Below are 22,104 nucleotides of genomic sequence, written 5' to 3'. Positions count from 1 at the left end.
CGCGGAGAGAAGCGTAGGGACTGGTTCCGTTTCCGGGCGGTTCCGGGGAAGTTCCGGCTGACGGAGGGCGGGCCGTGGCGTTCAAGGTGACCGACGACGAACAGGGCGAGTGGAGCGTGCTCCGGGTCGCCGGTGAACTGGACCTGATGACCTCGCCGGTCCTGCGCCAGAGAGTGCACGAGGTGGTGGCCCAGGGGCGGCACGACCTCGTCCTGGACCTCTCCGAGGTCTTCTTCTGCGACTCCAGCGGCGTCGGTGTGCTCATAGCCGCCCGCCGTCTGATCCGCTCCTGCCAGGGCCGGCTGCGCCTGATCCTCCCGGCCCGTGGCGCGGTCGACGGCTCCCACGTCAACCGCGTCCTCGGCGCGCTCGGTGTCCGGCGCCTCTTCGACGTCTACGCGGATCTGGCGGCGGCGGTGGACGACGAGCCGCTGTCCGCCTGACCGGCCGTCCGCCCCGGCGGTCACCTCCGTCCCCGTCTCTCACAGGCAACCCCCCGTTGTCCCGGAATTCGCCCGGTCCTTACCCGACCGTGGTGTTCGCGCCCTGGGGCGCGCTGCGCGTCGTACGCTCCCTGGCAGACGCAACCCCACACGTGAGGCGGCCCGTAAGACATGGTCAGCAGCGAGTACGAGCGCAGGATCGCGGCGCGGTTCGCCACCTTCGACCAGGACGGCAACGGCTACATCGACCGCGAGGACTTCAGCGTGGCGGCCCGCTCGCTGCTCGCCGAGTTCGCCACCGCCGCCCGCTCCGACAAGGGCCAGGCCCTGTACGCGGGCGCGGAGGCCTTCTGGCAGGGCATGGCCGGGATCGCCGACCGCGACGGCGACCAGCGCATCACCCGCGAGGAGTTCGTGACCGGCGCGGTCAAGCGCCTGCGTGACAATCCCGAGCGGTTCGCCGAGATCGCCCGCCCCTTCCTGCACGCCGCACTGGCCGTCGCGGACGCCGACGGCGACGGCGCCGCCACGATCGAGGACACCGTGCGCGTGCTCCGGGTGCTCGGCGTGCCGGAGGGGGCCGCCGGGTTCATCGCCGCCGCGCTCGACACCGACGGCGACGGCAGGGTGGGCGAGCAGGAGATCGTGCCCGCCTTCGCCCGCTACTTCACCGTCCCCGGGTAGCGCCGGCCTCTCCCGCCCCCAACAACCTGCGAGAACGCCGTACTTGAGCCCCCTCCGCGGCGCCCTGCCGCGCCGAGGGGGCTCGCACGCGCGCGTACGGGCCGAGTCGCGCAACACGCCCGGGCGCATGAGCAGTTCGGAACGCCGATCGGTGCCGCGGCTGCCGTGCGTCGTGCCCGGGTGCGGTGACACCGGCGGTCCTGGGCGACCCCTGCATCGCGGTCCCCCGCAGGCGAATGTCACTGATCGTGGCATTCGATGATCACGGAGCGTGGTGCCGGGTTGTGTCCCGCGCGCGACTCGTCACGTCCCGGAGTCGCCGTCGTGCTCGGGTACCTTGTGTGAAATGCGAGTGGTTCCGAGCCCGAGCCATCCCATGACGAGCGTCGCACAGTATGCCGCACGGGTACTCCTTCGCGCGGGAATATGCCCGAAGCGCTTGTTGCGGTGACGGTACGTCAACCATGCTGTCTCTCCAGGGAGTCACGTTCCGTGACACTTGCTCTGGCTGTTGTTCTGGTCATGCAGAAAATGGCTACGATCGTGGCCTCGTGAGGCGCGAGGCTGTGTGTCCGCCGGTTCGGATGGTGTGAGCGGTGCAGGTGCTTCAAGTGCAGCTGGAGATCCGGCCCGACCCCGCGGAGGTGGGGCGTGCCCGGCGTTGGGCCCGCTCGCGGCTCGCCGGGTCGGGGATAGCGGCGGACGAGCCGCTCGCCGAGACCCTCGTCCTGCTCGTCTCCGAACTGGTCACCAACGCCGTGGTGCACACCGGTTGCCCGGCCGTGCTGCGGCTGGTCCTGTCCGGGGAGCCGGCCGGGGCGGCCACCGTGCGTCTGGAGGTGGCCGACGCCAGCACCCGGGCCCCCGTTCCGCGCTGCCCCGGTGACGAGTCGACCGGCGGCCGCGGCCTCGCCCTCGTCGACGGCCTCGCCGACCGGTGGGGCTGGTGCCCGGAGGGCGTGGGCAAGCGCATCTGGTGCGAACTCGACCGCTGCGCCACGTCGGTTGACGCGGCGGAGACGTCGGTGCCGACGAGTTGCGGCCGCACGTCCCCGGCGTACGAGGGCCTGGCGTACGGGGCGTACGGCGCCTACGGCGGGCTCGCCTACGGGGCGGTGTAGCCCCGCGCTCCCGTCGCCCCGTGACCCCGTTGTCCCGGCGGCGAGGCCGTGCGCCGGGAGATGCTTCCGTGCGCGCCCCGTTGCGAGCGGGCATAACGGGTAAATCGTCAGGGCGGTGTTGACGCCTCGTGTCCGCTTGATCACGCTGGTGGTCAGCGATTCGCCGCGAGGGGACGACGAGGGCTGGGGCACCGGAAGTCCTCGACGAGTGTGGGTCGTGATGTCGGCGCCGACCGGTCCCTTCAGGGTTCGAGGGGGGTGGGACCGGTGCGCCGGGATCGGAGGGCGGCGCGCGCTGCCGCATGGGGGACGGGCAGGGGCGCGCCGCCAGCCGGGCCCGCCCTGCCCTCCGGGGCGCCCGGACGTCATCCACAGGCTGTGGACAACTCGCGGGCCCCTAGACCTCCGCTTCGGCCCTCGCCGATCCGTTCACCCGGAAGGTCCGCCGGTAGGCCGTCGGTGTCACCCCCAGTGCCGTCTGGAGATGCTGCCGCATCGACTGCGCGGTGTTGAAGCCGGCGTCCCGGGCCACCTGGTCCATGGACAGGTCCGTGGACTCCAGCAGGTGCCGGGCCCGTTCGACGCGCTGCCGGGTGAGCCACTGCCCCGGACTGATCCCGGCCTCCTCGCGGAAGCGCCGGGTGAAGGTCCGTACCGACATCGCCTCCCGCGCGGCCATGTCCTGCAACCGGATGGGCTCGTGCAGGCGGCCCAGCGCCCACGCGCGCGCGGTGGTCGTGGTGGCGAGCTGCGGGTCGGGCACCGGCCGGTGGATGTACTGCGCCTGACCGCCGTCGCGGTGCGGCGGCACGACGGTCCGCCGGGCCACCTCGTTGGCGACCGCCGTGCCGTGGTCGCGGCGCACCATGTGCAGGCACAGGTCGATCCCGGCCGCGACGCCCGCCGAGGTCAGCACGTCGCCGTCGTCGATGAAGAGCACGTCCGCGTCCACCCGGACCCGCGGGAAGACCCGCTGCAGGTGGTCGGCGTCGGCCCAGTGCGTCGTGGCGCGCCGCCCGTCCAGACGCCCCGCCGCGGCCAGCACGTACACGCCCGTGCAGATGGAGGCGAGCCGGGTGCCGGGCCGGATGTGCGCCAGGGCGGCGGCCAGTTCCCCGGTCAGCACCCCCTTCTCGTAGACCGGGCCGAGCTCGTACGAGGCCGGGACGATCACGGTGTCGGCGGTGGCCAGGACCTCGGGGCCGTGCGGCACGTGGATCGAGAAGTCGGCGTCCGTCTCCACCGGTCCTGGCGGCCGGACCGAGCAGGTGACGACCTCGTACAGCGGTCGTCCGGCTGCGTCCAGGGGCCGCCCGAAGATCCGGTGTGGGATGCCCAGCTCGAAGGGCAGCAGCCCGTCGAGGGCGAGGACGGCGACGCGGTGCGGGCGGAAGTCCGTGGCCTTGTCCATGGCCCGATCCTAGCGAATGCTGTCCTTCGGGCCAGTGGAGGAGATCCGGGCCGGTGCCGCAAGCTCTGTGGCGTGACCCAGGCAACCGAACCCGCGTCCGACACCTCCGCGTCCGACACCACGGCCCGGACACAGGCCGCCCGCCGCGCGGCCCGTGTCCACCGCGCGTGGTTCGTCGCCGCCGTCACCTTCGTCACGATCACCGGCGCAGCGGCCTTCCGCTCGCTGCCCGGCCTGCTCATCGACCCGCTGCACCAGGAGTTCGGCTGGTCTCGGGGCACGATCGGCGCCGCGGTCTCGATCAACCTCGCGCTGTACGGGCTCACCGCGCCCTTCGCCGCCGCGCTCATGGACCGCTTCGGCATCCGCCGGGTGGTCGCCGCCGCCCTCGTGGTGATCGCCGCCGGGTCCGGTCTGACCGTGTGGATGACCACCGCCTGGCAACTGTGGCTGTGCTGGGGCCTGCTGGTCGGCCTCGGCACCGGCTCGATGGCGCTGGCCTTCGCCGCGACGGTCACCAACCGCTGGTTCACCGAGCGGCGCGGCCTGGTCACCGGCATCCTCACCGCCGCCTCCGCCTCCGGCCAGCTCATCTTCCTGCCGGTGCTGTCCTGGACCGTCCAGTCGCACGGCTGGCGCCCGGCCGCCGTCACGGTGTCGCTGGCCGCCCTCGCCGTCGTCCCCTTCGTCTGGCTGCTGCTGCGCGACCATCCGGCGGACGTGGGCGTGAAGCCGTACGGCGCCGACGAGTTCGTGCCGAAGCCCGGGCCCGTGCCGGGGGCCGCCCGCCGCACCCTGGCCGTCCTGTCCTCCGCGGTGCGCACCGGGCCCTTCTGGCTGCTGGCCGGCACCTTCGCCATCTGCGGCGCCTCCACCAACGGCCTGATCCAGACCCACTTCGTGCCCGCCGCCCACGACCACGGGATGCCCATCACGGCGGCCGCCTCGCTGCTCGCGGTCATCGGCGTGTTCGACGTGGCCGGCACCATCGCCTCCGGCTGGTTCACCGACCGCTTCGAACCACGCCGCCTGCTCGCCGTGTACTACGCGCTGCGCGGTGTCTCGCTGCTGTTCCTGCCGATGCTGCTGGCGCCGAGCGTGCACCCGCCGATGATCTTCTTCATCGTCTTCTACGGCCTCGACTGGGTCGCCACCGTGCCGCCCACCCTCGCCCTGTGCCGCGAGCACTACGGCGAGGACAGCGCGATCGTCTTCGGCTGGGTGCTCGCCTCACACCAGGTCGGCGCGGCGCTGGTCGCCTACCTCGGCGGTCTCGCGCGGGACGTCTTCGGCTCCTACGACGTGGTCTGGTACGCCTCGGGCGCGCTGTGCGCCGCGGCGGCCCTGATGGCGCTGGTGATCCGGCGGCGGCCGGGGGTCCTGAGCCCCGCGGCCGCCTGAGGCCCGCGCCCCGAACAGAGCTGACGGTGCGTCAGGTGGATCAGGCCGGCAGCCGGGAGACCTTGCGGCCGTCCTTGCGGGCGTTCTCCTTCGCGATGGCCCCGGCGATCCGCCCGGCGTCCAGGGCCAGTTCGCGGAGCATGCCGCTGATGGGGTTGGTGAAGCCGGTGAAGTACAGGCCGGGCGCGTTCTTCGGCGTGCGGCGACCACGGACCACCGGCCTGCCGCGGGAGTCGAGCACGTCCAGATGGCCGACCAGCCCCTCCAGGGCGCGGACGTAGCCGGTGGCGGCGATGACGGCGTCCGGCTGGATGCGGGTGCCGTCGGCGAGGAGCACCTTGCCGCTCTCGAAGCCCTCCACGGCGGCCACGATCTCGACCCTGCCCTTGCGGACCGCGTTGAGGAGACCGACGTCCTGGACGGGGATCGCGCCCTGGGCGACCCGCGAGTACAGGCCGGTGCGGGGGCGGGGCAGGCCGTGCGCCGACAGGTCCGGCACGCTCACCCTCGCCACCGGCCGCGCGAGCACGTCGACGAGCCGGACCGGCAGCCGCCGTACGAGCACGCCCGTGTACTGGGCGGGCCACCCGGCGGTCGACCGGCGCACGATGTGCGGGGGAGTGCGCACCGACAGCCGTACCCGCTCGGCGCCGCCCTCCACCAGGTCCACGGCTATCTCCGCGCCGGTGTTGCCGGCACCGACGACCAGCACGTCGCGCCCGGCGTACGGTTCGGCGTTGCGGTACTCGCCGGCGTGCACCAGCTCGCCGGGCCCGTTCTGGTACGTCTCCCGGCCGGACCAGTCAGGCAGGCGGGGCGTGTGGTTGTGGCCGGTGGCGACGACCACCGCGCCGCCGGTCAGCTCCCGTCCGCCGGAGGCGCGCAGCAGCCAGCCGGTGCCGTCCGGGGCGGGCTCGACACGGGAGACCTCGACGCCCGTCACGATCTCGAGACCGTGGTGCTCGGCGTACTTGTCCAGGTAACGCACCACGTCGTCGCGCGCGACCCATCGGCCGAACCGGCGCGGCATCGGCAGCCCCGGCAGCGCGGACATGCGCCGGGTGGTGTGCAGGCGCAGCCGGTCGTAGTGGCGCCGCCAGGACGCCCCGACCCGGTCGGACCTCTCCAGGACGACCGCGCGTATTCCCCGTGCGCGCAGCGCCTGCGCGGCGGCCAGCCCGCCCGGACCGCCGCCGATGACGTAGACGGGACGGTCGGCGTGCCGCGCCGCGGAGACGGTGGTCGAGTCGGTCATGGGCATGAGGGTAATCGCCCGACCGGTTGAGGGGACTCGGTCAAGGCTGGTATCGGTTGCGGATTGATCACGAATGAACGCTTGTGCGATCCGGATGTCCTGCGGTGTCTAATGGGCCGGTGACCGCCGACCCGCATGACATACGGAACCTCGCCACGGTACGGACCTCGGGGGACGGGCTGCTGCTGCGTCCGTGGGACCCGGAGTCCGACGCCGACGTGCAGTCGTGGCTGCGCGGCGTCACCGACCCGGAGTTCCGCCGCTGGAACACACCGCTCGTCCCCGTCAGCGACCTCACCGGCGCCCGCGACTCGCTGCGGGCACGCGCCCTGCGCGCGGGGGAGGGCGCGGCCGCGTCCTTCGTGATCGCGGACGCCGGGAGCGGCACGACGCTCGGGCACATCGGCGTCAACGACATCCGCCCCCTGCTCCGCGTCGCGACGACCGGTTACTGGGTCCTGCCCGAGGCCCGTGGCCGCGGGGTCGCCACCCGGGCCCTGAGACTGGTCGCGGACTGGGCGTTCGGCGAACTGGGCCTGCACCGGCTGGAACTGGACCACGCCGTGGGCCACGGAGCGTCCTGCCGGGTCGCCGAGCGCTGCGGTTTCCGGTACGAGGGCACGATGCGCGGCGCGATCTTCGAGCCGGACCGCCGCGACGCCTTCCGGGACGCGCACCTGCACGCGCGCCTGGCCACGGACCCGGAGCCGGAGCGCCGCTGAAATTCGCGGGCGCCGGACGGCCGTGGACGGGACCATGGGGCATGACTTCCGGGACGACCACCGATGACTGGCACCTGACCGACGACGTCGGGCAATTCCTCGCGCGCGGAGGGGAGTTCCTCCGCTCACGGCCCGCACCGCACACCGTCCTCCTCACGGTGGCGGAGAACCTGCGCCTGAGCGGCGACCGGCACTACGGCGACGCCGCACCCGAGTTCGGCCTGCTGGACGGGGCCGGCGGGGCGGGCACGCGGGCCGCCTTCCTCCGCACACCGCCCCATCCGCTCCTGCTCACCGCCCTGACCGAGGAGGAGGCCGCCGCGCTCGCCGCCCGGCTGGCCGGCGCGGGACACGAGGTGTCCGGTGTCACCGCGGACCGCGACACCGCCGCCGCCTTCGCCGGGGCCTGGCGCCGGGTCACCGGCGCCGAGGTACGCCTGCGGCAGCGGATGCGGCTCTACCGGCTGGGCGAGCTGACGGTGCCGCGGCAGGTCCCGCCGGGCCGGGCCCGGGTGGCGGGCGAGGCGGACCGCGAGCGACTGGCCCGGTGGTTCGAGGAGTTCTCGGTCGCCGTCGGCGAGCCGGGCGTCCACGACCCGCAGCGCTGGGCGGACGAGCGGGTGCGCCGCGGCGACGTCATGTTCTGGCAGGACCCGGACGGGACGCCCGTCGCCATGGCGGGCACGACTCCGAAGGTCGCCGGGCAGGTGCGGGTGGTCGCGGTCTACACACCGGCGCACCTGCGGGGGCGCGGGTACGCGGGCGCCGTCACGGTCGAGGTCAGCCGGGCCGCGCTGGAGTTGGGGGCCGAGGAGGTGCTGCTCTTCGCCGACCTCGCCAATCCGACCAGCAACGGCCTCTACCAGCGGGTCGGCTACCGGCCGGTGTCCGACTTCGCGATGTACGACTTCGGCTGAGCCGGGTCAGGGCCACAGCAGTTCGCGCGCCCAGCCGTCCGGCGTACGGCGGTAGCGCAGCCGTACGTGGCGGCGCCGGGCGTCGCCCTGGAAGAACTCGGCCTCGGTGGGCCGGAGGCGGTAGAGGGTCCAGGAGGGGACCTCGGTGTCCGGGGCGCCGGCGGCCCGCTCCCAGGCCGACTCCGAGGCCCGGGCCAGCTCGTCCAGGGAGTCCAGGACCTCGCTCTGCCGACCGGTGAGGGCGGCGGCCAGGGCGCCCGTCGAGCGGGCGTGCAGGTCCGCCTGCGCCTCCTCTGGCGGGGCGACCGTGACCGGGCCCCGGACGCGGACCTGGCGGCCCAGGACCGGCCAGTAGAAGGCGAGGGCGGCGTGCGGACTCGCGGCGAGCTGGCGGCCCTTGCGGCTGCCGGCGTGGGTGGCGAAGGACCAGCCCTCGGCGTCCGCGCCGTGCAGCATCACGATGCGGACGTCGGGCCGGCCCTCCTCGTCCGCCGTCGCCAGCGACATCGTGTGCGGCTCGGGCTGCCCGGCCGCCGCCGCCTCCGCCAGCCACCGCGCGAAGAAGGGCAGCGGGGTGGCCGGCGCCGTCGCGGGGTCGAGGGCGGGCAGTTCGGTGAACTCGGGGTCCCAGACGCGAAGTGACGCCAGCAGCTCGTGAAGATCCGGTTCCATGCCCCGAGTATCGCCCCGCCCCGCGCCGGACCTCAGCTCTGCCGGCCTCAGCTCTGCCGGGCCTCCGGGGTCTCCGGGGCCTCCCGGCGTTCCGTGACCTCCTCGGTCTCCTCGGTCGTCCGCTGCTCGCGCAGCGCCTGTTCGACCGCGTCCCGCACGCGGGCGTCCTCGCGCAGCTTGCGCCGGGCGCGGCCGCGGCGGGTGCGGACGACCGCTCCGACGGCGACCGCGATCAGCAGGAGGAGGAGCAGCAGCAGCGTCCACGGCACGGCCCAGCCGTGCGCGGTGGCCGTCACCGGGTCGAGCGCGGTGGTGGAGCCCGACGCGTCGGTGAGCAGGGGAGTGAGGGCGGCGGTCGCGGTCAGAACGACGCCGGGCACCACGCCGTGCACGGGCATCTTCACCTTCCAGCTCTCGCCCGGGAGCAGCTCGGGCGGCGAGGTGATCCGGTTCGCCTCGGCGCGCAGCCATCCGAACGGGCCCGAGACCGACACCGCCTGCCGGGCCGAGAGCACGGCGTTGCCGGTGTTGTGGATCGTGTACGTGACGGTGGCGTCGCCCGTGGCGAACGGGTTGGCCGAGCCGGAGTGGTCCACGCGCAGGTTCTCGACCGCCAGGGCCGGCCGGAGGTCGCCGCTGACGCGCAGCTTGACCCGGATGCCGAGGCGCCGGTCCACGTTGATGCCCTCGGCCTCGTCGGACTGCCGCAGCGAGGTCAGGACGCCGCCCACGTAGTCGCCGGGCGTCGCGTCGCCGGGCACGGTGACCGTGAAGGGGACCTTGACGGACTTGCCGGGCTTGAGGACGACGCTCGTGCGGTCGGCGTGCACCCAGGCGCCGATGCCGACGGACTTCTTGTCCTTGGTGAGCAGGTCGAGCTGGCCGGTGTCGGTGGTGAAGCCGTCGGCGGCGTACACGGCCAGGGTGAGCGGGGACTTGCCGCGGTTGGAGACCACCATGGCGTCCTCGACGCGTCCACCGGGGTTCACGGCGTAGCTGAAGCTGGACCGGTCGGCACCGTAGCTGTTCGGCGCCGTCCTGACCGTCCAGGTGACGTCGCCGCCGTCCGCCGCGGCCGGGGCGGCCCGCAGCCCGGTGAGGGCGAAGGCCAGGAGCAGGGCCAGGGCGGCGGTGCGGGCGAGTGCGGTGACCGTGGTCTTCCGGCGCTTTGCGGGCAGGGGCATCTCGGGGTCCTCGGGCGGTCTGGTGCGGGTCTGGAACGAGTGGCGGGGGGTGGGCACCGGAAGGTGCCCACCCCCTGGTCAAGCGGTTACGGTCAGCTGCTCAGAGCGGTGATCGTGAGGGTGGCGCGGTAGGCGCCCTTGTCGACGCTGCCCGGGATCTTCAGATCCAGGTCGGCGCCCAGCTTGGCCTTGCCCTTGGGGTGACCCTGGTCGGCCCAGCCCAGACCGCGCGAGACGGACAGACCCGCGCCGCCGCCGTCGTAGCCGGAGGCCACCTCCCCGCTGGCCTTGGCGCCGGCGCCCTCCTGAAGCACGTTCGGCGTCCAGCCGAGGTAGGCACCGGAGAACACCTTGTCGGCGTCCTTGAAGTCACCCACGCTGGCCGAGATCGACCACGGGGCGAGCGAACGGCGGCTGTCCGACACGAGGATCGGGTTGATCCTGCCGGTGGCCTGGAAGTAGTCGCCGTCGTGGTCCTTGGCGGTGCCGAGGTCCACCAGGCCGTTGTAGCCGTCGATCGTCCAGCCGAACTCGCCCGGGGCGGCGTTCGGGACGTTCACCTGGATGTCCTGGCCGTCGCCGTGGTACGGGTGCACGGTGACCTTGTCGACGACCGAGCCGACCGGCTGACCGGAGGGCGTGTTGACGCAGGAGGACTGGCCGAGCTCCACCGCGGCGTTGGGCGCCGCGCAGGTGCCGCTGCGCAGGTTCTCGACGACGAGCTTGTCGTTGCGGACCTTGACCTTGACGTAGCTGCGGACGTTCTCCTGGTTCTGGACCGAGTTGAACCAGTAGTTACCCGGGTTCAGCGGGTCGGCACCGTTGCCGGAGCCGCTCGTGCCGCTGGTGTCCGGCTTGGTGATGCCGTAGTACTTCGAGCCCGAGGCCGAGTTGGCCGTCACGTACAGCACACCGCCGGGGCCGGGGTACACGTCGGCGGCGCCGGGCTGCTCGTCCTTGTTCTGCTTCTCGCTGTTCTTCAGCAGGTAGCTGCGCGAGTAGGCGTGGTCGTGACCGGCCAGCACCAGGTCGACACCGAGCTTGGAGAAGGCGGCCGGCAGGTCGTTTCGGCGGACCTTGGCGTCGGAGTCCTTGGCGTGGGACGCCGGCGAGTACATGGCGTGGTGGAAGACGAGCACCTTCCACTTGGCCTCGGAGCCGTGCTTGTTGATGACGTCCGTGACGTAATTGATGTGCGCGGCGTCGCCGCCGCCGCCCTGGCTGGTGGCGTAGCTGTTGCTGTTGATGTCGATGAACAGCACATCCTTGTAGATGTACCAGTAGTTGCCACCGGACGTGTTGGAACCCGGCTGGCCGTTGGAGTACAGCGGCGCCGAGCGGTCGGTGTTCGGCGTGTAGAGGTGCTGCTCGTACGCCTTGCCGCCGACGTCGTGGTTGCCGATGGTGGCGGCCCACGGGTACTGGCGGAGCTGGTTGGGGGCGAGGAAGGCGTTCCACTGGGACTCGGTGTTGGCGGTCTCGACGTGGTCGCCGCCCGACACCAGCAGCTCGCTGTCCGGGTTGGCGCCGAGCGCGACGTCGAGGGTGTCCTGCCAGCCGGCCTGGTCCTTGGCGGTGTTGCCGGACGAGCCGATCTGGGGGTCGCCGAAGAACAGGAAGTCGTAGTCGCCCTTGAAGTCCTGCGTCTTGAAGGAGTACGCGGGGGACCAGTTGCCCTCGGAGCCGACCCGGTAGGAGTAGGCCGTGTGCTCACGGAGACCGGTGAGCGTGGCGTGGCGGTTGTAGCCGCCGCTGGTGGCGATGTTCTCCCCGCCGAGGGCGTCGAAGGTGACGGCGGAGGCCGGGAACTCGCCCTTGTCCAGCTGCGCCGTCGGCGCGAGCTGGACCTTCTGCGCGGTGTCGGCCGAGGAGTACCAGGTCACGGTGCGCTGGGACTCGTTGGCGCCGACGCCGAGGATGATGCCGGTGAACGTGCTGGTCTCGGCCGCCTGGACCGGGGAGGCCAGGCCGCTGCCGAGGGCCACCGTCAGGCCCAGGAATGCCGCGGCGGCACCCGTGGCCACGCGGCGCCGCGCCGACCCGGAGGCCGACGAGGAGGGTCTCGAAATCATCAGATTCGTTCCTTTGGTGCACGGAGGTGCATGGAATGGAGGCCATCAAGGTCTCCGGATCTGGTAAATCAATCGCAAATGCGATCTTGGGATCAGCTGAACTTCGCGCTAGACCTGCGCTGTTCTCAGCCTTCGAGCACCCGCTGCACGAACCACACCGAACCCATGGCGGCCACCCCCGCGCACAGTGCGCCGGTCGCCCACATTCCCGCCCTCGGCGCACGGTGGCGCAGCAGCGCGAGGAGCGGGAAGACGAGCACGATGATCCCCAACTGCACTGCTTCGATACCGACGTTGAACACCAGCAGGGACCACAGCAGGGTCCACGACCACGGCTCGTCGATCCCGAGGGCGCCCGCGAACCCCAGGCCGTGCACGAGGCCGAAGCAGAACACGACCCCGAGGCGCAGCCATCCGGCCCGGTCCAGGCCCAACGGGCCCTGTTCCGCGGGATTGGCGAGGGTGGCCACGTCGTCGTGCCGCCGGAGCCGCAGCAGGTGCCAGCCGGCGACGACGGCGATCGACAGCGCGATGACGGGCTCCACGATCCGCTCCGGCGCCTCCACCAGGCCGAGGGCGGCGAGCAGGAACGTCACCGAGTGGGCCAGGGTGAAACCCGTGGCCGCGAGCACGATCTCGCGCAGGCGGCGGGAGCCGGCGATGAGCGCCAGCAGGAACAGGACGTGGTCGACTCCGGTCAGCAGGTGCTCGGCGCCCAGGCGGAAGAACTCCCAGAACCGCTCGTACCACGACTGACTGATCGAGAAGGACGGATGGCCGGCGTCGAGCGCGGCGCTGCCGGAGAGACCGGTGAGGTCGTAGGTGGCGATCGTCCTGGTGCCGCGGACGTAGCCCTCGGAGTCGGGGAAGAGCGTGCTGCGCACCTCGCGGTCGCCGTCCTTGGCGGGGCAGGCCCACTCCAGCGGCAGGGAGGCGTACGGGACGCCCTCCCGCCGGCCCACCGTGACGTCGCCGGCCCGCGACGGCGTGCAGGCCTTGCCGCCGGCGCCGACCGAGAAGCGCTCGGTGACGTACGTGACGGCCGAGTCGGCGTGCGACTCGAGCGCCGCGGCCTGTGCCCGGGCGTCCTCGGCCTCGAAGGCGGCGGTGCCGGCCCGGAAGAGCGGGTCGTCGTGCTCGGCGTCGGCGGCGGACACGACGAAGAGGTCGTACTCCAGCTCCAGCACCGTGCGCACGCGGCCGCCGTCGCCGCCCGCGATGTGGACGTACACGACGGACGAGAATCCATGGGCCGAGGCCGGTTGCCCGAGGCCCAGGAAGGCGATCACTGCCGCGGTGATTCCGACGAGGGCGCGGCGAACCCGTGATGACATGGTGGCTCCTTGGGGTTTCCCGTGCACGGTGCATGTCATCGGTGAACAAACTCCGGCCCGTCGGCGAACCGTTGAGAAACAAGCCCCGCATCGGCCCTCGCGGGGGCGACCCGCGGCGGTCGCGGATAGCAGGATGGCGGCGCACCCACCATCACCCGGAGGACGATCGCCTTGCGCTCCCCGCTTCGGGCCGTTGCCACGCTGGCCGCGGCCGCCGCGCTGGTCACCGGATGCGGCTCCGGCGACGACTGGTCACAGCCGCACGCGAAGCCCACCGCCGTGGGCATGCTCGGCGCGGGGTTCACCGACCCCTCCGCCCCGCCCACCCCGGAGGCCACGGTCACGCCGCGGCCCGGTTCCTGGAAGGGTGTGCACCCGCCGAAGGGCTACCGCGTGGTGCTGCTCACCGCGGGCGACGACCGTCCGACCAGGGCCCTGGTGTCGGCGGTGAAGGACTGGGCCGCGAGCGAGCACGTCGACCTCAGGACGGTGACCTCCGAAGGCCCCCACGACCTCGTTCCCGCCGTCGACAGGGCCATCGGCATGGGCCCGGACCTGGTCGTCGGCGCGGGCAACGATCTCGTCGACCCGCTCGCCGTGGTCACCGCGAGCCATCTGTCGCAGCAGTTCCTCGTCGTCGGCGCGGAGCTGGCCGAACCCACCCACAACGTCACGGCGGTCGACTGGTCCGGTGCGTCGTTCCGGGGCGAGGGGCTCGGCATGTCCTCGACCTACGATCCGGAGTCGTTCACCGCCGCGCGCTGCGCCGCCGCCGTCCGGGCGGGCGTCGCGGCCGTCCTCCACGACCTGACGGGCATCGTGATCTGGCTCGACCGTCTCTAGTGCCCCGACAGGCAACGTTCGCCCCGTCGCGACGCTCGGCACGCTCCCCCGAGCTCTTCGAGCAGGGGGGACCCCCACTCGCCGCACCGGCCGAAAGCCCAAGTACGTCCAGTACGAGGACTTCCGGCCGGCACGCCGAGAGCACGCACCGGACGCCGCTCCTTCACGGGCAAACGTCGCCTGCCGCGGCACTAGGACCTCTCTGGTTTCTCCCCGCACATGGCAGCAGGCGGCGGTCCACCCGGGTGGACCGCCGCCTGCCTGACAGGACTTGGGGCCCGGACGGAGTCCGAGGCCGGTGTGCGGGCTATCGCGTCGGCTTCTTGCCGGTGACGCCCAGGTGAACCAGGAGCGCCAGGTTCGGCCTCAGTTCGGCCTGCTTCACCCCCGGGGCGAAGCCCTTCTGGTGGGAGGCGACCGCCGCGAGCATCGCGACCAGCGAACCGGCGATCGCGGCCGGATTCACATCCTTGTCGACCCGGCCCTTGGACTGGAGTTCGGTGACAGATTCCGCCAGGGAGTTGTTCACGGAGTTCAGGATCTTCGAACGGATCTTGTAAAAGCGCTTGTCGCCCTCGGCGGCACCGAGATCGATCACGCGCAGAATGGCGTCGTTGTGGCGCCAGAACTCGAGAAACCCGTCCACGAGTTCCTGCGCCGTCTGCCAGCCGGCCTTCCCGGCCCACGACCGGCCTTCGAGTAGCTCGGCCAATCCGGCGCCCTCGGCGGCCATTTGCTCGGCGATCTCCAGAACAGCGCCCTCGACATCGGGGAAGTACTGATAGAAGGTCGCGGGCGAAGTCCCCGCCTTCCTGGCGACATCGATGACCTTGACGTCCCGGTAGGGGGAGGAGCTGAGCATCTCGCTGAGGCAGTCGAGCAGCTTCTGCCGGGTCGCCTGCCCACGTCGACCGGCCACGCGGCCGTCGACGGTACGCACTTGTCCTGTCATGTCGTCAGCTTACCGAGCAGTGATCGGAGCGCGATTCGGCCGACTGCAAATGGGGTGCATGAGCTCGGAGAGGCTGGTGTGCCTGGTCTGCGGGCTGCGCGTGACCCGGCTACTTTGGCGACATGGCCGAAAACAGGGCATCCGCGAGCACAGAGGGCGTCCCCTGCTGGGTGGACGCGCAGCTTCCCGACGTCGAGGCGGGGAAGCGGTTCTACGGTGAGCTCTTCGGGTGGAGCTTCGCGGAGGAGACGTACGGAGCGTCCGTACCGGCCCGGCTGCACGGGGAGCCCGTCGCCGCGCTCTCGCCGAAGACGGACGGTCGTATGCCCACCGTCTGGACCGTGTACTTCGCGACCCCGGACGTCCGGGCGCTGGCCGAGCGGATCCGGGCCGGCGGCGGGCAGATCGTGATCCCGCCCGCCCGGGTCGACGGCCTGGGCCTGGCCGCACTCGCCGCCGATCCCGAGGGCGCCGTCTTCGGGCTGTGGCAGCCCGACAGCCACCAGGGCTTCGGCAGGCGCCACGAGCCGGGCACCTTCGTCTGGGCCCAGCTCTACGCCCGCGACACCGAGACCGCCAACGTCTTCTACGGCGGGCTGTTCCACGACGCCCTGTTCGGGCCGGGCGCCGAGCCCGAATTCGGCCGGGCCGCCGTCTCCGACGTCTTCCCGGCCGAGATGCCGCCGCACTTCCTCGTCCACTTCCGGGTCGCGGAACTGGAGGCCGCCCTCGGCACGGTCGTCCGGCTCGGCGGGCGGGTGCAGGTGCCGCCCTTCGGGACGTCGTACGGAACCGTCGCCGTCGTCGCCGACAATCAGGGGGCGTCCTTCGCCCTCCTGGAGAGGTGAGGGAGCGGCGATCGGAGAGGTGAAATCCGCCCCCCGACCGGGAAGAGGGGGTTTTGCGGCGTGACATCCCGATGTGTCGCCGGGTTCGCAACCTGTGCGCCGGACAGGAAGAATCAGGGTGCGTGCCGCCACGGCGGTGCGGTGGTGAGACGCTGCACTTCGGTCGCGTACATATGTGGGTGGCGCGGCTCGTACGGGGAGGTGGCAGGCAAGTGGTGGATCAGCTGACGCAGCACGACCCGCGGCGGATCGGGCCGTTCGAGGTGCTGGGACGGCTGGGTGCCGGCGGCATGGGGCTGGTCTATCTCGCGCGCTCGGCGTCCGGCCGGCGCGTGGCGATCAAGACGGTCAGGACCGAGCTGGCCGAGGACCAGCTCTTCCGGGTCCGCTTCACGCGTGAGGTGGAGGCCGCGCGGGCGGTCTCCGGCTTCTACACGGCCGCGGTCGTCGACGCCGACCCGCGCGCCGCCGTGCCGTGGCTGGCCACCGCCTACGTCCCGGCGCCCTCCCTGGAGGAGATAGTGACCGAGTGCGGTCCGCTCCCGGCCCAGGCGGTGCGCTGGCTGGCGGCGGGCGTCGCCGAGGCGCTCCAGTCCATCCACGGCGCCGGGCTCGTCCACCGCGACCTGAAGCCGTCGAACGTCCTCGTCGTCGAGGACGGGCCGCGCGTGATCGACTTCGGAATCGCCTCCGGGGTCTCCAACACCCGGCTGACCATGACGAACGTCGCCGTCGGCACGCCCGCGTACATGTCCCCGGAGCAGGCCAAGGACTCGCGCAGCGTCACCGGCGCCAGCGACGTCTTCTCGCTCGGCTCGATGCTGGTGTTCGCCGCCACCGGGCATCCGCCCTTCCATGGCGCCAACCCCGTCGAGACGGTCTTCATGCTGCTGCGCGAGGGCCCCGACCTGGAGGGACTTCCGGACGAGCTGCGTCCGCTGATCGACTCCTGCATGCAGATGGAGGCCACCGCCCGGCCCAAGCCGGCCGACCTCCAGGCCCAGCTCGCGCCCCATCTGTTCGGCTCCGGCTCCGACGACAGCGGTACGGCCTCCGCCTGGCTGCCCGAGCCGGCGGTCGGCCTCATCGAGTCCCGCCGCGGCGGCCGACTGGCCCTGCCGCCCGCCCCGCGCGTCGCCGTACCGCCCCCGCCCTCGCACAGCCCCGCCGTCCCGGCCCAGGCCGGACCCGCGCCGGTGGGCGTCCCCGACTCCGGTCCCGTGCGGCTGGCCGGCGCCCAGGTGCCGATCGGCCCTGGTCCGCGCGTCGCCGACGCCCGTGCCGCCGCCGTCAAGGCGCCCCCGCCCGAGGCCGGCCTGGCCGCCACCTGGTCCAGGCCGCACCCGGGCGTCAACGGCGCCGACCCCGCCGTACCGGCCGTGCCGCCGGAGACCCCGGCCGGCTGGCGCCCGTGGCGCTTCCGCATGTCCAACGACGTCTGGGGCACCCCGTCCGTCGCCGACGACCTCGTCTACGTCACCTCCTTCGAGGTGCACGCCCTGGACGTGGCCACCGGCCGCCGCCGCTTCAAGACCCGCGACGTGGCCTGGTCCATGGCGGTCGCCGACGGCCGGGTGCACGCCTCCGACGGGCCCGCCCTGTTCGCCCTGGACGCCCGCGAGGGCACCGACCTGTGGCGGGTTCAGACCGACGCCTGGGTGTACTCCCTCAAGGCCGACCGCGGGACGGTCGTCACCGGCACCCGCGGCGGGGGCGTCCAGGCCTGGGAGGCCGCGGGCGGCCAGAAGCTGTGGGAGATCGCCGGCTGCCAGACCGACTTCGAGTCCCCCGAGGCGGGCCCCGTCGTCCACGACGGCACGGTGTACGTCTGGCAGGACGCCCGCCTGCGCGCCCTGGAGGCCCGCACGGGCGAGGAGCGCTGGTCCTACCCGATCGGCGACGCGGCCTCCTGCGGCGGAGTGCCGGTGCGCGTCACCCCGGCCCCGGACGGCTACGTCTACGTCTGCGCCGGCACCCGCGTGCTCGCCGTGGACGTGGCGAGCGGCCATGTCCGCTGGCACTTCGAGGCGCCCGCGGTCTTCCTCTGCCCGCCGGCCTTCGCGCCGGGCCCGGCGGTGAGCGGCGGCGGCGTCTACCTCGCCGACTACCTCGGCACCGTCTACGCCCTCGACGCCACCGACGGCCGCGACCGCTGGCGCATCGCCACCGAGTCCCGCGCCTCCGTCGCCCCGGTCCTGGTCGCCGCCGGGCACGTCCACGTCGGCAGCGGCCGGGGCCTGTACACCCTGGACGCCGTCACCGGAACGCCCAAGTGGCGCTTCCAGGCGGGCGGCGAGATCGTCGGTGCCCCGGCGGTCGCCGAGGGCCGTATCCACTTCGGCTCCACCGACCACCTGCTGTACACGCTCAAGGCCGACGACGGCCGGCTGCGCTGGAAGCTCGCCACCGGCGGCGAGATCACCGGCTCCCCGGTGGTCCGGGACGGGGTCGTGTACGCGTGCAGCAAGGACCGCTGCGTGTACGCCCTGGACGCGGAGAAGGGGACGGGCACCGCCCGCACCACCTGAACCGCGCCGGGGAGTCGCGGGTGACGGCCGCCGTACGGGATGCGCGGAAGGGGCGCTCGGACGACGGCCGTCGGTCCTGGCCGACGGCGCTCTCGGTCACCACCGGCACACACGACGCTACTCCGCGTGCGGCACCGCCGCCACGCGAGTCACACCGAGCCGCCACTGCGCCGACCGGGTGACCGCCGACCCGCCCCCGGACACACGTCGGCCGCGGCGGCTCCCCCTCGGTGCCACCGCGGCCGATCCCCGTGTGCTGGGGCCTACTTCGTCGGCTTGAACGGCTCCGACGTGGCGTGCATGTCCTTCGTCGTGACGGGCTCGCCGGTTGCGTGCATGTCCTGCGTGGTCACGTCGTCGCCCGCGGACTGGGCGGCCTCGGCCGCGGCCTCGGCGTTCGTCGTGCCGGTGGCGTGCATGTCCTGGGGCTTGATGACCGGCTTGTCGCTCATGTCCTTGCTCCACTCGGTGTGTTCGTCGATGGTCCGGCGAAGCCCGCCCGGTCACTCCCCCGAGGGTGACCGGGTGGGCTCTCCTGGGCCGCCCACACTGGTTCGCCAGTGCGAGATCCCCCGTTCCCCCCGCAGCCGACCCCTCTGCCCCCCGACGCGAAGGATCGACTGACTTGAGAATGGCCCGTGGCGATAAACGAACGATGAACGGGCCCGCGGACGCTCCGGGCGGGCCTCACGCCGCCTGCACAGGAGTCAGCAGTTCGCGTACGGCGGCCGCCTCGGGCGAGCCCGATTCCTCGTAGATGCGCAGGGCTTCCCGCCAGCACGCCCGGGCGCGGTCCGTCTGCCCGATGCGGGTGAGGGCGTGGCCGAGCACGGTGAGCACGTTGCCGCGCCTCCACTCACCGCCGATGCCGCGCAGCACCGTCAGGGCCATCTCGGCGTTGGCGGCGGCCTGTGCGGGGCGCTGTGCGGCGATGTCCACCTCCGCCAGGCGGAAGAGGGTCATTCCCTCCCACAGCCGCTGCCGGCTGTCGCGGAAGACGTCCAGGGCCTCCAGGAGCCGGTCCGCGGCGCTGTCGACCCGGCCGCTCTGGGTGAGCGCCATGCCCAGGGCGTAGCGGCCGTTCGCGCCGCGCATCGAGTTGCCCATGGCGTCGTAGACGTCGATGCCCTGCTGGGCCAGGGCGACCGCGCTCTCCGTCCGGCCGGTCGCCAGGTGGATGCGGGAGAGGTTGCACAGCGCGCTGGCCTCGCCGGGGCGGTCGCCCAGCATCCGGAAGAGCTGGATGGCCTCGGAGAGGTGCTCCTCCCCGTCCGCGTTGCGGCTCTGGTACAGCGCGATGATGCCGCGCGCGTTGCGGGCCCAGCAGACGGGCAGGAGGTCGTCGGTTTGCCGGGCGAGACGGATCACCAGCTCCGCCTCCTGGTCCGCCATCTCGAAGCGGCCGCCGTCGACATGGGCGTGGGCCAGCGTCATCAGCGCCCGGGCCTCGGCCTGGGCCGAGCCGAGCCGTCGGGCCTCGTCGAGCAGTGCCTTCGCCGTGGCCTCGTACTCCCTGGAGTTCGCCCCCGACTCGGAGATGTCGAGCGCCGCCCAGAGCAGGTCGATGGACCGCCGCAGCATCGACGGCAGGTCCGCGGGTCGGCGCGCGGTGGCGAGGAGGCAGTTCGCCTCGCGGTACAGCCAGTCCCGGGCGCTGTGACGGTCCGGGAACCGGAGCCCGGCGTACTCCGTCGGCTGGAGGTGGTCCACCAGCCGGTCGCCCGGGCGTTCGATCGCGTAGACGCCCGCCGCCGTCGCCAGGTAGAAGTCCAGCAGCCGCGACATCGCGGCCGCGCGCTCGCCCGGCGGGTGTTCGTCGCGTTCCGCGCAGGCGCGGGCGTAGAGGCGGACCAGGTCGTGGAAGCGGTAGCGGCCGGGGGCCGCCGACTCCAGGAGCGAGGTGTCGACCAGGGACTCCAGCAGGTCTTCGGTGTCGTCCGCCGGCAGGTCCAGTACGGCGGCCGCCGCGTCCAGGGACATGTCCGGGCCGTCGGCCAGTCCCAGGAGCCGGAACGCGCGGGCCTGCGCGGGCTCCAACTGCCCGTAGCCCAGCTCGAACGTCGCCTTCACCGCCAGGTCGCCCGCCTGGAGCTCGTCCAACCGGCGCCGCTCGTCGCCGAGTTTCGCCGCCAGGACCGAGACCGTCCAGGTCCTGCGCGCCGCCAGCCGGGACGCCGCGATACGGATGGCCAGGGGCAGGAAACCGCAGGCGGCGACCACGTCGAGGGCCGCCTCGCGCTCGCCCGCCACCCGCTCCTCGCCCACGATCCTCGTGAACAGGGACAGTGCCTCGTCGGGGCTCATCACGTCCAGGTCCACCAGGTGCGCGCCCGCCAGGCCCACCATCCGCACCCGGGACGTGATCAGGGCCGCGCAGCCCTCCGTCCCCGGCAGCAGCGGTCTGATCTGGGCCGCGTCCCGCGCGTTGTCCAGCAGGACCAGGACGCGGCGGCCGTCGAGCACCGAGCGGTACAGGGCCGCGCGTTCCTCCAGGGAGTCCGGGATCGCGGAGTCCGCCGTGCCGAGGGCGCGCAGGAAGGAGCCGAGGACGGTCTCCGGCTCGGCCGCTCTGGCACCGGCGCCCTGGAGGTCCACGTACAACTGGCCGTCCGGGAAGGCGGCCCGCGCCTGGTGGGCCACGTGGACGGCGAGCGTCGTCTTGCCCACGCCGCCGATCCCGGCCACCGCCGACACGGCCATCACGCGCCCGTCGGCCGAGGCCAGCACCTCGCCCAGCTCGGCCACGAAGGAGCTGCGGCCCGTGAAGTCCGGGACGGTCGCGGGGAGTTGCGCGGGGCGTACGGCGACCACCGCCGGTTCGGCCACCGGCGAGGACGGCTCGGCGAGAGCCGGGTCGGCCTGGAGGATGCGCTGTTGCAGTTCACGCAGTTCCGGTCGGGGGTCCACGCCCAGCTCGTCGGCCAGGAGGCGTCTGGTGTCGGCGTACACCGCCAGCGCCTCCGCCTGCCGGCCGCTGCGGTACAGCGCCAGCATCAGCAGCTCGCGCAGCCGTTCCCGCAGCGGGTGGGCCGCCGTCAGCGCCGTCAGCTCCGAGACGGCCTCCGCGTGGCAGCCCTGTTCCAGGTCCATGTCCAGGCAGGACTCCAGGAGTTGCAGGCGCCATTCCTCCAGGCGCACCCGCTGCGCCTCCGCGTAGGGACCGGGCACCCCGGCCAGCGGCTCCCCGTCCCACAGGGCGAGCGCCCGCCGCAGCAGCTCGCGCGCCTGGCACAGGTCCCCGGCCGACCGGGCCTTGTCGGCGCGGCCCGCGAGCTCCTGCGCCTCGGCCAGGTCCAGCGCGCCCTCGCCCGCCCCGCGCACGGCGTATCCGCCGGACTCGCTGACCAGCACCCCGGGGTCGAGCGCCTTGCGCAGCCGGGAGGCGTACGTCCGCACCGCCGCCAGCGCCTGCGACGGCGGCTCCTCGCCCCACAGCGCGTCGATCAGCTCGGACGCGGTCGCGGTGCGCCCCTCGCGCAGCAGCAGTGCCGCCAGCAGGGCGCGTTGCTGCGGGGAGCCGGTGGGCAGAGGCTGCTCTCCGCGCCAGGCGCGCACCGGACCGAGCACGCTGAAGCGCAGCGTCGCCGATTGCTCGGGACACCGCTGCTCAGGCACTCGCGGTACACCTTCCATCGCTGCCCCCTGGCCCCCTGTCGAACCGTCAACAAGCAGAGCCAGTTTGCCTTGTTCACGGCAGATGCGTCAGCTCCCGAGACG

General features: G+C 73.0%; 18 protein-coding genes. 9 read left to right on the top strand and 9 right to left on the bottom strand.

Going from position 1 to position 22,104, the window contains the following annotated elements:
• Positions 1 to 74: 74 nt before the first annotated feature.
• The 3 genes from ACIOWN_RS16375 to ACIOWN_RS16365 all read left to right on the top strand — a co-directional run bounded on the left by ACIOWN_RS16375 (position 75) and on the right by ACIOWN_RS16365 (position 2,248).
• A complete protein-coding gene (locus ACIOWN_RS16375) occupies positions 75 to 443 on the top strand; it encodes an STAS domain-containing protein (RefSeq protein WP_362345665.1) in 369 nt (122 codons plus the stop codon).
• 171 nt (positions 444 to 614) lie between these two features.
• Positions 615 to 1,127 carry an EF-hand domain-containing protein gene (locus tag ACIOWN_RS16370; RefSeq protein ID WP_401982558.1) on the top strand — a complete coding sequence of 171 codons (513 nt, stop codon included), beginning with the start codon at positions 615 to 617 and terminating at the stop codon, positions 1,125 to 1,127.
• A gap of 596 nt (positions 1,128 to 1,723) precedes the next feature.
• The gene (locus ACIOWN_RS16365) at positions 1,724 to 2,248 is read left to right on the top strand and encodes an ATP-binding protein (RefSeq protein WP_401982557.1); all 525 of its coding nucleotides are present in this window, start codon (positions 1,724 to 1,726) and stop codon (positions 2,246 to 2,248) included.
• A gap of 397 nt (positions 2,249 to 2,645) precedes the next feature.
• Here ACIOWN_RS16365 and ACIOWN_RS16360 read toward each other — a convergent pair whose 3' ends face one another.
• Positions 2,646 to 3,659 carry a helix-turn-helix domain-containing protein gene (locus ACIOWN_RS16360; protein WP_362345663.1) on the bottom strand — a complete coding sequence of 338 codons (1,014 nt, stop codon included), beginning with the start codon at positions 3,657 to 3,659 and terminating at the stop codon, positions 2,646 to 2,648.
• 72 nt (positions 3,660 to 3,731) lie between these two features.
• On the opposite strand from ACIOWN_RS16360, the gene ACIOWN_RS16355 reads away from it, so the two are divergent.
• Positions 3,732 to 5,060, top strand: coding sequence for an MFS transporter (locus ACIOWN_RS16355; protein ID WP_401982556.1), 1,329 nt, complete (start codon positions 3,732 to 3,734; stop codon positions 5,058 to 5,060).
• Positions 5,061 to 5,100: 40 nt separating this feature from the next.
• On the opposite strand, the gene ACIOWN_RS16350 is transcribed toward ACIOWN_RS16355, so the two are convergent.
• Positions 5,101 to 6,315 (bottom strand): NAD(P)/FAD-dependent oxidoreductase, encoded by a 1,215-nt coding sequence (locus ACIOWN_RS16350; protein ID WP_362345660.1) that lies wholly within the window; start codon positions 6,313 to 6,315, stop codon positions 5,101 to 5,103.
• 119 nt (positions 6,316 to 6,434) lie between these two features.
• Between ACIOWN_RS16350 and ACIOWN_RS16345 the strand changes: the two genes are divergently transcribed.
• Positions 6,435 to 7,037 carry a GNAT family protein gene (locus tag ACIOWN_RS16345; RefSeq protein WP_362345659.1) on the top strand — a complete coding sequence of 201 codons (603 nt, stop codon included), beginning with the start codon at positions 6,435 to 6,437 and terminating at the stop codon, positions 7,035 to 7,037.
• Positions 7,038 to 7,078: 41 nt separating this feature from the next.
• Positions 7,079 to 7,954, top strand: a complete 876-nt coding sequence (locus ACIOWN_RS16340; RefSeq protein ID WP_401982555.1) for a GNAT family N-acetyltransferase — start codon at positions 7,079 to 7,081, stop codon at positions 7,952 to 7,954.
• Between the two features lie 6 nt (positions 7,955 to 7,960).
• On the opposite strand, the gene ACIOWN_RS16335 is transcribed toward ACIOWN_RS16340, so the two are convergent.
• From ACIOWN_RS16335 to ACIOWN_RS16320, 4 genes are all read right to left on the bottom strand, one after another.
• Positions 7,961 to 8,626: a pyridoxal 5'-phosphate synthase gene (locus ACIOWN_RS16335; protein ID WP_362345655.1), complete on the bottom strand. Its 666-nt coding sequence runs from the start codon at positions 8,624 to 8,626 to the stop codon at positions 7,961 to 7,963.
• 47 nt (positions 8,627 to 8,673) lie between these two features.
• Positions 8,674 to 9,810: a WxL protein peptidoglycan domain-containing protein gene (locus tag ACIOWN_RS16330; protein WP_401982554.1), complete on the bottom strand. Its 1,137-nt coding sequence runs from the start codon at positions 9,808 to 9,810 to the stop codon at positions 8,674 to 8,676.
• A 92-nt stretch (positions 9,811 to 9,902) separates the two neighbouring features.
• The gene (locus ACIOWN_RS16325) at positions 9,903 to 11,882 is read right to left on the bottom strand and encodes a metallophosphoesterase family protein (protein ID WP_362345651.1); all 1,980 of its coding nucleotides are present in this window, start codon (positions 11,880 to 11,882) and stop codon (positions 9,903 to 9,905) included.
• 125 nt (positions 11,883 to 12,007) lie between these two features.
• A complete protein-coding gene (locus ACIOWN_RS16320; protein ID WP_401982553.1) occupies positions 12,008 to 13,216 on the bottom strand; it encodes a HupE/UreJ family protein in 1,209 nt (402 codons plus the stop codon).
• A 171-nt stretch (positions 13,217 to 13,387) separates the two neighbouring features.
• Here ACIOWN_RS16320 and ACIOWN_RS16315 point away from each other — a divergent pair, with 171 nt between their 5' ends.
• Complete coding sequence (locus ACIOWN_RS16315) at positions 13,388 to 14,059, top strand: hypothetical protein (RefSeq protein WP_362345647.1); 672 nt, start codon at positions 13,388 to 13,390, stop codon at positions 14,057 to 14,059.
• A gap of 307 nt (positions 14,060 to 14,366) precedes the next feature.
• Here ACIOWN_RS16315 and ACIOWN_RS16310 read toward each other — a convergent pair whose 3' ends face one another.
• A complete protein-coding gene (locus ACIOWN_RS16310; protein WP_100568931.1) occupies positions 14,367 to 14,999 on the bottom strand; it encodes a TetR family transcriptional regulator in 633 nt (210 codons plus the stop codon).
• Between the two features lie 134 nt (positions 15,000 to 15,133).
• Between ACIOWN_RS16310 and ACIOWN_RS16305 the strand changes: the two genes are divergently transcribed.
• On the top strand, positions 15,134 to 15,859 hold the full coding sequence (locus tag ACIOWN_RS16305; RefSeq protein WP_362345645.1) for a VOC family protein: 726 nt from the start codon (positions 15,134 to 15,136) through the stop codon (positions 15,857 to 15,859).
• Positions 15,860 to 16,071: 212 nt separating this feature from the next.
• On the top strand, positions 16,072 to 18,387 hold the full coding sequence (locus ACIOWN_RS16300; protein WP_362345643.1) for a serine/threonine-protein kinase: 2,316 nt from the start codon (positions 16,072 to 16,074) through the stop codon (positions 18,385 to 18,387).
• A gap of 263 nt (positions 18,388 to 18,650) precedes the next feature.
• Here the strand turns inward: ACIOWN_RS16300 and ACIOWN_RS16295 are convergent, their stop codons facing one another.
• Positions 18,651 to 18,839, bottom strand: a complete 189-nt coding sequence (locus ACIOWN_RS16295) for a hypothetical protein (protein WP_362345641.1) — start codon at positions 18,837 to 18,839, stop codon at positions 18,651 to 18,653.
• Positions 18,840 to 19,074: 235 nt separating this feature from the next.
• Positions 19,075 to 22,020 (bottom strand): BTAD domain-containing putative transcriptional regulator, encoded by a 2,946-nt coding sequence (locus tag ACIOWN_RS16290; RefSeq protein WP_401982552.1) that lies wholly within the window; start codon positions 22,018 to 22,020, stop codon positions 19,075 to 19,077.
• Positions 22,021 to 22,104: the final 84 nt, after the last annotated feature.

The sequence above is a fragment of the Streptomyces sp. NPDC087787 genome (genome assembly GCF_044743035.1).
Taxonomy (GTDB): Bacteria; Actinomycetota; Actinomycetes; order Streptomycetales; family Streptomycetaceae; genus Streptomyces.
The sequence above is the reverse complement of the archived record's forward strand: the minus strand, read 5'-3'. Positions and strand labels throughout refer to the sequence as shown.

What these genes read in the sequence shown, in the direction of transcription:
- ACIOWN_RS16335 (WP_362345655.1), bottom strand. Translation starts at nt 8,626, where the DNA reads ATGGAACCGGATCTTCACGAGCTGCTGGCGTCACTTCGCGTCTGGGAC.
- ACIOWN_RS16320 (WP_401982553.1), bottom strand. Translation starts at nt 13,216, where the DNA reads ATGTCATCACGGGTTCGCCGCGCCCTCGTCGGAATCACCGCGGCAGTG.
- ACIOWN_RS16330 (WP_401982554.1), bottom strand. Translation starts at nt 9,810, where the DNA reads ATGCCCCTGCCCGCAAAGCGCCGGAAGACCACGGTCACCGCACTCGCC.
- ACIOWN_RS16340 (WP_401982555.1), top strand. Translation starts at nt 7,079, where the DNA reads ATGACTTCCGGGACGACCACCGATGACTGGCACCTGACCGACGACGTC.
- ACIOWN_RS16295 (WP_362345641.1), bottom strand. Translation starts at nt 18,839, where the DNA reads ATGAGCGACAAGCCGGTCATCAAGCCCCAGGACATGCACGCCACCGGC.
- ACIOWN_RS16360 (WP_362345663.1), bottom strand. Translation starts at nt 3,659, where the DNA reads ATGGACAAGGCCACGGACTTCCGCCCGCACCGCGTCGCCGTCCTCGCC.
- ACIOWN_RS16305 (WP_362345645.1), top strand. Translation starts at nt 15,134, where the DNA reads ATGGCCGAAAACAGGGCATCCGCGAGCACAGAGGGCGTCCCCTGCTGG.
- ACIOWN_RS16370 (WP_401982558.1), top strand. Translation starts at nt 615, where the DNA reads ATGGTCAGCAGCGAGTACGAGCGCAGGATCGCGGCGCGGTTCGCCACC.
- ACIOWN_RS16325 (WP_362345651.1), bottom strand. Translation starts at nt 11,882, where the DNA reads ATGATTTCGAGACCCTCCTCGTCGGCCTCCGGGTCGGCGCGGCGCCGC.
- ACIOWN_RS16350 (WP_362345660.1), bottom strand. Translation starts at nt 6,315, where the DNA reads ATGACCGACTCGACCACCGTCTCCGCGGCGCGGCACGCCGACCGTCCC.
- ACIOWN_RS16290 (WP_401982552.1), bottom strand. Translation starts at nt 22,020, where the DNA reads ATGGAAGGTGTACCGCGAGTGCCTGAGCAGCGGTGTCCCGAGCAATCG.